10 protein-coding genes are annotated in these 9,359 nt (G+C 38.4%); 8 read left to right on the top strand and 2 right to left on the bottom strand.

All coding sequences use genetic code 11. The features are described from left to right. The first annotated feature begins 6 nt into the window (after positions 1-6). From B4F08_RS15020 to B4F08_RS15055, 8 genes are all read left to right on the top strand, one after another. Complete coding sequence (locus B4F08_RS15020; protein WP_291375119.1) at positions 7-1,914, top strand: hypothetical protein; 1,908 nt, start codon at positions 7-9, stop codon at positions 1,912-1,914. Continuing rightward, positions 1,907-2,137, top strand: a complete 231-nt coding sequence (locus B4F08_RS15025) for a hypothetical protein (RefSeq protein ID WP_291375120.1) — start codon at positions 1,907-1,909, stop codon at positions 2,135-2,137. The genes B4F08_RS15020 and B4F08_RS15025 overlap by 8 nt, the downstream gene beginning before the upstream one ends. Before the next feature lie 2 nt (positions 2,138-2,139). Then, entirely contained in the window at positions 2,140-2,466 is a 327-nt protein-coding gene (locus B4F08_RS15030; protein ID WP_291375121.1) for a hypothetical protein, read from the top strand. Continuing rightward, entirely contained in the window at positions 2,459-3,421 is a 963-nt protein-coding gene (locus tag B4F08_RS15035; protein ID WP_291375122.1) for a LamG-like jellyroll fold domain-containing protein, read from the top strand. The genes B4F08_RS15030 and B4F08_RS15035 overlap by 8 nt, the downstream gene beginning before the upstream one ends. Positions 3,422-3,486: 65 nt before the next feature. Beyond that, complete coding sequence (locus B4F08_RS15040) at positions 3,487-3,873, top strand: hypothetical protein (RefSeq protein ID WP_004980415.1); 387 nt, start codon at positions 3,487-3,489, stop codon at positions 3,871-3,873. A 57-nt stretch (positions 3,874-3,930) separates the two neighbouring features. Next, positions 3,931-4,509 carry a lysozyme gene (locus B4F08_RS15045; RefSeq protein WP_291375124.1) on the top strand — a complete coding sequence of 193 codons (579 nt, stop codon included), beginning with the start codon at positions 3,931-3,933 and terminating at the stop codon, positions 4,507-4,509. A gap of 285 nt (positions 4,510-4,794) precedes the next feature. Further along, complete coding sequence (locus tag B4F08_RS15050) at positions 4,795-6,150, top strand: AAA family ATPase (protein WP_291375126.1); 1,356 nt, start codon at positions 4,795-4,797, stop codon at positions 6,148-6,150. After that, positions 6,147-6,872 (top strand): RloB family protein, encoded by a 726-nt coding sequence (locus B4F08_RS15055; protein WP_291375128.1) that lies wholly within the window; start codon positions 6,147-6,149, stop codon positions 6,870-6,872. The genes B4F08_RS15050 and B4F08_RS15055 overlap by 4 nt, the downstream gene beginning before the upstream one ends. Before the next feature lie 137 nt (positions 6,873-7,009). Here the strand turns inward: B4F08_RS15055 and B4F08_RS15060 are convergent, their stop codons facing one another. Then, on the bottom strand, positions 7,010-8,317 hold the full coding sequence (locus tag B4F08_RS15060; protein WP_291375130.1) for a Y-family DNA polymerase: 1,308 nt from the start codon (positions 8,315-8,317) through the stop codon (positions 7,010-7,012). Then, positions 8,314-8,880, bottom strand: a complete 567-nt coding sequence (locus B4F08_RS15065) for a LexA family protein (RefSeq protein ID WP_291375132.1) — start codon at positions 8,878-8,880, stop codon at positions 8,314-8,316. Before B4F08_RS15065 ends, B4F08_RS15060 begins: the two co-directional genes overlap by 4 nt. Positions 8,881-9,359 lie beyond the last annotated feature (479 nt).

The raw sequence follows: 9,359 nt of genomic DNA on the forward strand, positions 1-9,359 counted from the left end.
TGTTTTATGAGCGACAATTACGAACATGATAAGCCGTATTCGCTCACAGCATCTTATCTTGATATTGTTGAGCCAAGTGCGTTAACTGCGCCATTCGACCTTCATGTTGTTTACGATCCTGATTTGGTTGCAAACTACCTAAGAGCAACACTGAATACTGGGTTTATCGTAGAAATCTCAGGCCTAAATCTTCAACCTGTAGACAATAGTGGTTATGTTGATGCTTATATAAATTGTGGGCTTAATTCACTATCAACCGGCTTCCAAGATATTAATCATCAGTTGGGCGTTGAGCGTGGGTTTGGAAGTCAATTTAACAAGGGTAAATCCCTGCTGAGTGTTAGAAGAATATCGTTCCAGAAGTCAATTTTAAGAGTCTCAAATGAGGCTCTTTTTTTTGATCAGGGTTTAGTAATCGGTCATGGTAATGATATTGGCTTTGAACGAGGTTTAACTTTATCCGAATCAATTCATTCAGCTTTTGACCAAGGTGTAAAGCTCAGTCGAAACCAAAGGGTCTTTTGGCAAGAAAATATCAAGATTCGCATTGCACGTGATTTGTATTTTGATGAGCCAATCAAGCTTCGATTGAATCGTGAATTGGCACATCAAGAGATGATCCGAAAGCGGCGCAATATCTCGTTTTCACACCAAGTCGCGCATGTCTTTGAAAAGCGCTTTAGCTTTGATTGGGATAAAGGCTTAGAGCTGGTCACGCAGGACGAAATTCCATGGGATAAAGCCAAATCCACTCATTATCGCAAGCATCCGATTGAACCATGGCCAGAGCCTGAAATTCCTGAATATCAGGGTACAGGTGATCTGAATTTTGTATGCCTCTGCCATGAGATAGATTCGCACAATGTTGAACTCAACTTCGGTGCAGATGATTGCATACCTGGCATACCGAATCGTAATTGGTGGTACATATTGAATAGTTTATCTGTGACTCGCTTAGACAATGGCGAGGAAATAAATGTGCTGGATGGAAATTACAGTACAGATCGAAGTTGCTGGTGTTGGTCCTATAGTTTGACCGTACCTGCATCTGAGATAGGCAAGCTTGAGCCGATTAATGGCCAACCTGTGATTCTCAAAATCAGTGTGAATGGCAACGAGCATCAAATGCTACTTGAGAACCGCCGACGTTCTCGCAAATTTGCTCAAGATACCTATACCTTAATTGGTCGCAGTCAAACGGCATTACTGGCAGCACCGACAGCGCCTTTACGCTCATTCTTACAAGAGAACGATCGAACCTCAGTCCAGTTATGCCAAGCAGAGTTTGATCGTGTGTTTAGCGATACGGTGTTGAACTGGGAACTGATAGATGCACTGGGCTGGATCGTTGAGCGTGAATGTCTGAGTTATTCCAATTTGGCGCCGATTGATGCCATCAAAATAGTGGTTGAAAGTGGCGGTGGGTTTATTTATAGCGAAAAGGGCAGCAATACCCTGACCATTAAGCCACTGTATAAAAAGACCTTCTGGGATGTGTTGTCGATTGCTGAATATGATCGCTTATTGCCTGAATCTGCAGTAGTGAGCCAGTCGACTGATTATCAGATCTATCCTGATTACAACGGCATCACGCTGACCAATGATCGAAAGGCACTGGTCGCTCAAGTGAAACGCACTGGAACCAGTGCCGATACCTTACTTCAGCCTGAAAACAACCCATTGTTTAACCATGTCAGTATGGGCGCTTATGGCAAAGCTAAACTTGCCAAAGCGGGGGTGGTCGAAACCCATACTTACAGCATGCCGATTTCGCCTGAAGTGGGTGAATGTGTGCCAGGAGAAGTGCTTGCCTTTAATGCGGAATGGTGGGGCATTGTAGATAGTGTCAGTGTCTCGTTCAGTCATGCATTGGTCAATCAGACCGTGAAAGTGGAGCGTGTCAATCGTGAGTAATGCATTACAGCGTTTAATTGATTTACTGCCTACAGCTGCAGAGTTCGTAGGAACTATTACCAGTGTGGACCATCCCAATTACAAAGTGTTGGTGGTGGGTGGATCAGGCTTAAATTTAGTGACTAGCTCAACACGTTATAACTTGGGGGCAACCGTATTTGTATCCGATGGTGAAATCAAACGACTCGCACCACTCGGTGATGTGGTTCAAATTGAGGTATAGAGATGGCAGGTATAAGACTTGAGTTTGCTCAATTTGGGCACTTTGATTATTTCAATATTTATAGAAACCCTATTTCAACAGCTATAGACAGCTTAGGGCAGCCGATTGGTACGTCATCAACGATGTACTATGAAGACTTTAATACGGAACCCAATCTTGATTATTTTTATCGTGTGGGTGTTGTAAACGGGCAGACAGAGATAATTAGTGACGAGGTTTATCTAACCACAACAGATCCAAATTATCTTTCAAAACCTAAAAACCTTATAGCTGAATATATGGATCTCTATAGACCAGAACAACTAACAGCGGAGTTTGATAATGTCTAGAATTACTCTTAATTGGACCTGTGATATTGGCTACGAGTCTTTTGAGATTTATGCCAGCTCAACTGCATTTACATCTTCAACTCTGCCGAGTGTTTGGGCGAGTGGGATTACAAGTTTAAGCTATATTCTTGAAAACCCGCCCGGTGATCCGACATACATAATGATTGCATCTGTTAAAGGTGCCGTTAAAAGATTTTCACAGTTAATGACTGTTAGTTTAAAAAGGGATTTTGATCCAGAACTATCATTGTCGGTGCTTCCAGTTGCATTTTATAAGTTAAACGAGTTAAGCGGTGATTTTCATGACAGCTCTGGGAATGGCAGACATCTCACAGCAAGCGCGAATGTCTTGCGTAATCAAGATTCTATTGAGTCAACTAAAAATCCGAGTTCTGCGACAAATCATACAAATTCAACACAGCGGTGGATTGGTAAGAGAACTGGTACTGTTTCACTCGGAACTAATTTAACATTTATGGCATGGTTGAATATTCCAGATTCAGGTACACCATTGTGGGGAGAATTTTTTAAATTAGGTGAAGCATCTAAAGGTTTTTCATTGGGATTTAATAATGGTACTCAAGCTGGTGATGCTTCAGCACAGGATAGAGCTGGTAGATTTATCTTAATCGGTCAAAATGCAGTTAATTTCAGACCAACTACTTATGCATTTAGTAATGCAGCGCAAAAAGTGCATGTTGCTGTACGATTCAAGTCGCAAAATACATCGTCTTCTGAGGGAAGTTTTAATGTTTACGTCAATGGTGTAAAAGTCTATACACAATCTTCAATAGGTCCAGTTAACACACCTTTGACAGATACGATGAGTGTCGGGTTTGGGGAAAAACAGATAGGGTTTAAGTTGCTTATGAGTCGAGTAGCAATATATAACGCAGCCTTAACTGATGCTGAAATATTAAGTTGCGCACAGATATCACCGATTCAACATGCTTAATGCTTGATTAATTACTAGCACCTACCAAGGTGCTTTTTTATTGCCAAAAAATTAGGGAGAAATAAATGGAACCAGTGTCCACAAGTGGTTTTGCTGCGTTTTTAAAGTTCTACGGTGCAGCGATCATGGTCACTTTAGCGATAGCACTTGTTGCAACAGTTGTCATCATGATGCGTTTGCCACGCTCACCACAAGAGTGGGCAGTGGGTTTGATTTGTACGGTTGTATCAAGTCTGACTGGTGGAGCTTTCATTATCGTGAAATGGGGGTTGCATGAGTGGGTAACAGATATTTGGGGAATGATTGCCCTAGGTGGATTCTTCTTTGTATGTGGCTTACCAGGCTGGGCTGTAGTGCGGTGGACATTTAACTTCATCAATAAACAGGAAGGGAAGACCATTATTGAAGTAGTTAAAGAGCTTAAAGAAGCCAGAGAAGATTTGAAGAAATAACGTACCAAATGATATGCCGCCTTAGGGCGGTTTTTTTAATACTCGAAGGAAAGTGAAATGAAACAGATTTTCGATTTTTTAAGAAAGATCAGCGGTGGAACACTTACTCAAAAACAAGTTGATGCCGCCAACAAAGTGATTGCGACAGCTACAGTTGCAACAGTGGCTGATATGTTGGGCCTTGCGATCGACCAAATGGTGGTTAGTCTTTTTGGTGTGGATCTTATCTGTGGCTTTGAGGGAAAGCGGCTTGCTGCCTATGACGATGGAGTGGGGGTATGGACGATTGGATTCGGTACCACTGTTTATCCCAACGGCATTAAAGTCAAGAAAGGTGATACCTGCACCGAAGCACAGGCTAAGGCATACATGGCGCATGATTTAAAGAAATTTGAATCTGCTGTAAATAATGCGGTGGAGGTGACACTGAACCAAAATCAATTTGATGCCTTAGTTTCACTTGCCTACAACATTGGGACGGGTGCTTTTAGCAAATCAACATTAGTTAAAAAGCTGAATGCCAATGATATTCGTGGTGCTGCGGATCAGTTCGATGTATGGGTGAACGCGGGTGGAAAACGTATGCAAGGGCTTGTTAATCGTCGAAGTAAAGAAAAGGCTTTATTTCTATCATGATCAAAACTTTAATGCTGTGCATCCTGCTATCAGGCTGCACAGCCCATTCGATTTCGACAAAGGTGCATGTCACTGTTTGTGTGCAGTGTGTGAATTGAGAGGTCTCGTCAAATGAAAATTCTATTTGGAAAACTTGCTGATAACAACCAGATCAATGATTGCTTAAAAAAAGAGATGATATTGTACTTTAAGTACAGGTTTTATTGTTAATGTGAAAAAATCACTTTTACTACACCCGAAAAGTAGTTATGATAATTTTATTATTCTGTATGTGTGTGAAATTTTATGCTAGTAGAATTTTCTGTTGAGAACCTACTCTCTTTTAAAGATAGGTCTTCATTTTCAATGGTAGCTGGCAAAGAAAGATTAAAAAAAAATCATGTTAATGAACCTTTTAATAAAATATCTACTTTGAAATTAGCTACTTTATTTGGTGCTAATGCGTCGGGTAAGTCTAATATTATTAAAGCTATTGATTTGGGTAAACGTCTAGTTACTAAAGAAGCAGACCTTACCACTAAAATGGCTAATAAATTCCGTTTAGTTGAGCATATAAATCCAATAAGTACCCTTGAGTACAAAATTCACCATAAGGATAATATGTACATCTATGGTTTTTCCTTTGATACGGTGAAATTTACAGAGGAATGGCTATATTTATTAAAGTCAAAAGATGGAAAAGCAGAGCAAATTTTTGACCGTAAATTTGAGGATATCAAATCCAATATTGAATTGGGTAGCATGTTTGATAATGAAAGTCTAATGACTAAAAACTTATTTGAATCATATAAAGAAGATTCGCTTTTAATTAGCTTGGTTGATCAATTTAACTTTACAAATGAGTCTTCTGGCTTAGTTCACATGAAGAATATTTACGATTGGTTTAGCAATGCGCTTACAATCATTTATCCAACTTCTAAAGCAACAGAAGGCATTCAACATGAGTTAAATAGAAACTCAGACTTTAGAGATGTTTTTGCAAAATTCTTAAATGCCTTAGATACAGGAATTGATAAAATTGTCTTTAAAGAAATCAAAAAAGAGAATTTACCATTCCCTGATCAATTTTTAGATAAAGTTATTGCGTCTTTATTAAAAAAAGGTAGTGAAAAAAATACAGCATCTATTAGTGATAAGATGAAAGGAGAGCTTGTTCTAGTTAATAAAGAAAATGATGAAATAAAATTCTTCAAATTAGTTACTCAAAGAAAAGTTGATGGAATAGAAAAATATATTGATTTTGATACTTCAGATGAAGAATCTGATGGTACAAAAAGACTATTTGATTTAATACCTATTATTTTATCAACAATGCAAGGCGGTAACGTGGTCATAGTAGATGAAATCGAAAGAAGTTTACATCCTAATTTAGTACATGCATTGATTAAATTTTATATTAATATTTCTGAAAATAATTATAGTCAATTGATTTTAGCAACACATGAATCCGCTTTACTAGATCAAGAACTTTTAAGACGCGATGAAGTATGGTTTATTTCAAAAGCTAAAAATGGAGCTTCAAATTTACATTCTCTTTCTGAATATAATCAGAGGTTTGATAAGGAATTAAGAAAAAGTTATCTTAATGGTCGATTTGATGGCATTCCAAATCTTTCAGAAATAGGAAGTAATGTTAAATGAGTCGTAGTTTTGAGCCAATCATTCGAACTGAAAAATATAAAGAGCCAAATAAGTTTTTTTATATTGCTTGTGAGGGGCAAGTTACTGAAGTTCAGTACTTCCAGCAGCTGAATGATGTGGGTGAGTTATGTAAGTTTATTCACTATGAAAGACCTTCTGAGGAAAAAAATAATAGTTCACCAAAGAATGTATTTAGGACATTAAAGAAGAATGTTAAAAAAGAAGGATTGAATCCGAAAATTGACGAATGTTGGATTATTGTTGATAGGGATCAATGGGGTAGGAATTTAGAAGAAGCTGTACAGGAGTGCTTAAGCCATAATTATAAGTTTTCAGTTTCTTCATCTTGTTTAGAAGTATGGTTTATTATGCACCTCGTACAAGTTGAATCATTAATTCAACCCATAAAAGATTCCCTTTTGAATAATCCTATTTTTTATATCAGAAAGAAAAGAAAAAAGATCAAAGTACAATTTTGCGAAAGTTACTTGGACTTTCTATTTAAAACCTATCTAGGGGAAGGTTTGGCTTATGATAAAACAAAGGCACTTCCATCGGAGTTCTTTAGTAAAGAGAAAATCGCATTTGCAATAAAACAAGCCAAGTTAATTGAACAAAGTATAAGTGACCCAAATTATCGCTATCCCACAGAGCATGTTGGATCTCAACTTTATCAACTACTTGAAAGCTTTTTAAAATTTAATGAGGATCACGCGAAATAGCCTCTATTTTAAACATTTAAATTACGCAAAGCATTTGAAGGTATACAAGAAACCGTGATTTTAACTCTTTCATGGTTTCTTTTTTAGTCTTTAACTTTTTACTTACATAAGGGGTTATTAAAGTTTATTTTTATTAACTATAAAATATCGCTACCCACAGTCAACATACCTTCCCAACTAAAATAATCTCTCGTCAAACTCCCGCGACTCATCGACCAGCCACGGTTCGGCAATTTGCATGGACCAATCGCAAGCTTCTTATCCCCAAACCTTCCCTTAACACCTTCCATTGCAAGCTGCAGCTTCTCATTTCGTTCTATAGATTCAACATCGCTGAGCAGGTCAGGAATGTAAGCCGCTTTATTCTCGATACACGTTAAAATCACACCACACTTTTTAAACTCAATACCTTCTTGAAACAGTTCATTCATTTGTTTCATCACAGCTTTATTCATGACTGCAGCAGAGTCGGTAGGCTCAGCAAAACCCACACTGATTGATTTCTTATAAAAGGGTTTGTTCTTATCAAATGGATTAGACTCAGCAAAAGCAATCACGCAGCCACATAAGCTTTTATCTTCACGTAGACGTTTAACAGCTGACTGCAGGTAATCACTCATTGCCTCAGACAAAGATTCTTTATCCGTTACACGTTGACCAAATGACCTTGATGAGATGATTTGTTTTTTAGCGGGTGGGGCATGTTCAATCTCGATGCAAGAAATACCTTGCAGCTCAGCTACCGTTTTAGCCATAACAATCGAAAAGAGTCTTTTCATATTTCGTGGTTCGGTTCGGGTGAGATCCTGAACGGTATGTACACCCATAGTATGCAGTTTTTTACTGTGCTGTCGACCGACTCCCCAAACCTCAGATACATCAATCAAACTAAAAAAGTAATCCTTGTGCTTTGGGTCCATTGATACCAAATTACAGACACCAGAAAAGCGTTTGGCTTTCTTGGCCATATGGTTGGCAATCTTGGCTTCAGTCTTACTTCGACCAATTCCAACCGATACAGGCAAGCCGATCCATTTTGCAATTCGTTCGCGCATGTCTTGCGCGTATTCCGTTAAATCGAATTTATACTCATATGCGGTTAGATCTAAAAAGCATTCATCAATCGAATAGATCTCATGCTCTCCTGGTGCAACATATTCAGCAAGGATGCTGTGAAAGCGCTTAGACATTTCAGCATAAACTTTATAGTTACTCGAAAGCACTTCGACATTATGCTTTTCAACAATGTCTTTAATTTGGAATAGGGGAACACCCATTTTAATACCAAGATCTTTAGCTTCCTGTGAACGTGCAACTGCACAGCCGTCATTGTTTGAAAGCACAATGACCGGTCTGTTATTCAACTTTGGATTGAACACACGCTCACAACTGACGTAACAATTGTTCACGTCAATTAAGGCATAGATCTTGTTTTCGCTTCTCATCTGAAGCTCTTAAGAACACGGGTGACGACACCCCAAATAATGAACTCTTGTCCTTCACTAAAATGAATGTCGTCGTAATCTGGATTTTCAGCTTTTAGCCAACACACACCAGCATCTTCACACATGAGACGCTTTACGGTGAACTCATTGTCGACCAGTGCAATCACGATGTCCCAATGCTTTGCCTCAAGACTACGATCGACAATCAACTCGTCACCAATATCGATACCAATATTGATGAGAGAAAGTGAATTAACACGCACAATAAACGTGGCTGCTGGATTCTTAATCAGGTGTTCATTGAGGTCTAAAGTCTTATCAACATGATCTTGGGCGGGGGAAGGGAAACCCGCTTGAACGCGCTCTGTGGCTAAAGGAATAGCCATGTGTGTGACAGGGTCAACTTGTCGGATATGATCAATTTCAGGATCAGCTTTAGCCTTCTTGAGAAAGGCTTTGATTTCCAAAACAGAAGAGTTTGGCACACGAATAAGCGTGGTTAGCTCTGAACGCTTTCGCCCCGCACCCGGTCTCACACCACCATGATTTTTAATATCGCTCATAACCAAACTTGATTTCTGTAACAGATTTCAAGATTGTAGATTTTGGTTAAAATAAATTCAAATTTAAAAGCTGTGGATAATCAATGCACCTTCAAAATTAATGGGAAAAATTTAATTTATTTGAAGTCTACTCAGGTCTACTCCCAAGTAGACTGATAGTAGACCGCAGAATTATTGAGTAGTGTTGTAATAGATTGGGTAATATTGCAAAGTGTCGTATAAGGCAATGAATATAGGGGTTTTAGGGAAATACAGATTGTGTAATATTGCGTGAGATTGCATTATTTTTATTAGATTATAGAATTATGAGTCCGCTGCTCTAACCAACTGAGCTATAGGCCCTAATATCTTGAATTTGTTATATATCAACAAGTTCAAGCGAAATGAATACTAGCGAAGATTTTTTAAAAAAACAAGCTTTTTCATACTTGGTTGTACAGTATCCCAACAATTAGAAGATTTGAATATTAATACGTAAG

The sequence above is a fragment of the Acinetobacter sp. UBA6720 genome (genome assembly GCF_002454215.1).
GTDB lineage: Bacteria > Pseudomonadota > Gammaproteobacteria > Pseudomonadales > Moraxellaceae > Acinetobacter.

Coding starts and splice junctions, on each gene's coding strand:
- B4F08_RS15020 (WP_291375119.1), top strand. CDS start 7: ATGAGCGACAATTACGAACATGATAAGCCGTATTCGCTCACAGCATCT.
- B4F08_RS15030 (WP_291375121.1), top strand. CDS start 2,140: ATGGCAGGTATAAGACTTGAGTTTGCTCAATTTGGGCACTTTGATTAT.
- B4F08_RS15035 (WP_291375122.1), top strand. CDS start 2,459: ATGTCTAGAATTACTCTTAATTGGACCTGTGATATTGGCTACGAGTCT.
- B4F08_RS15040 (WP_004980415.1), top strand. CDS start 3,487: ATGGAACCAGTGTCCACAAGTGGTTTTGCTGCGTTTTTAAAGTTCTAC.
- B4F08_RS15045 (WP_291375124.1), top strand. CDS start 3,931: ATGAAACAGATTTTCGATTTTTTAAGAAAGATCAGCGGTGGAACACTT.
- B4F08_RS15050 (WP_291375126.1), top strand. CDS start 4,795: ATGCTAGTAGAATTTTCTGTTGAGAACCTACTCTCTTTTAAAGATAGG.
- B4F08_RS15055 (WP_291375128.1), top strand. CDS start 6,147: ATGAGTCGTAGTTTTGAGCCAATCATTCGAACTGAAAAATATAAAGAG.
- B4F08_RS15060 (WP_291375130.1), bottom strand. CDS start 8,317: ATGAGAAGCGAAAACAAGATCTATGCCTTAATTGACGTGAACAATTGT.
- B4F08_RS15065 (WP_291375132.1), bottom strand. CDS start 8,880: ATGAGCGATATTAAAAATCATGGTGGTGTGAGACCGGGTGCGGGGCGA.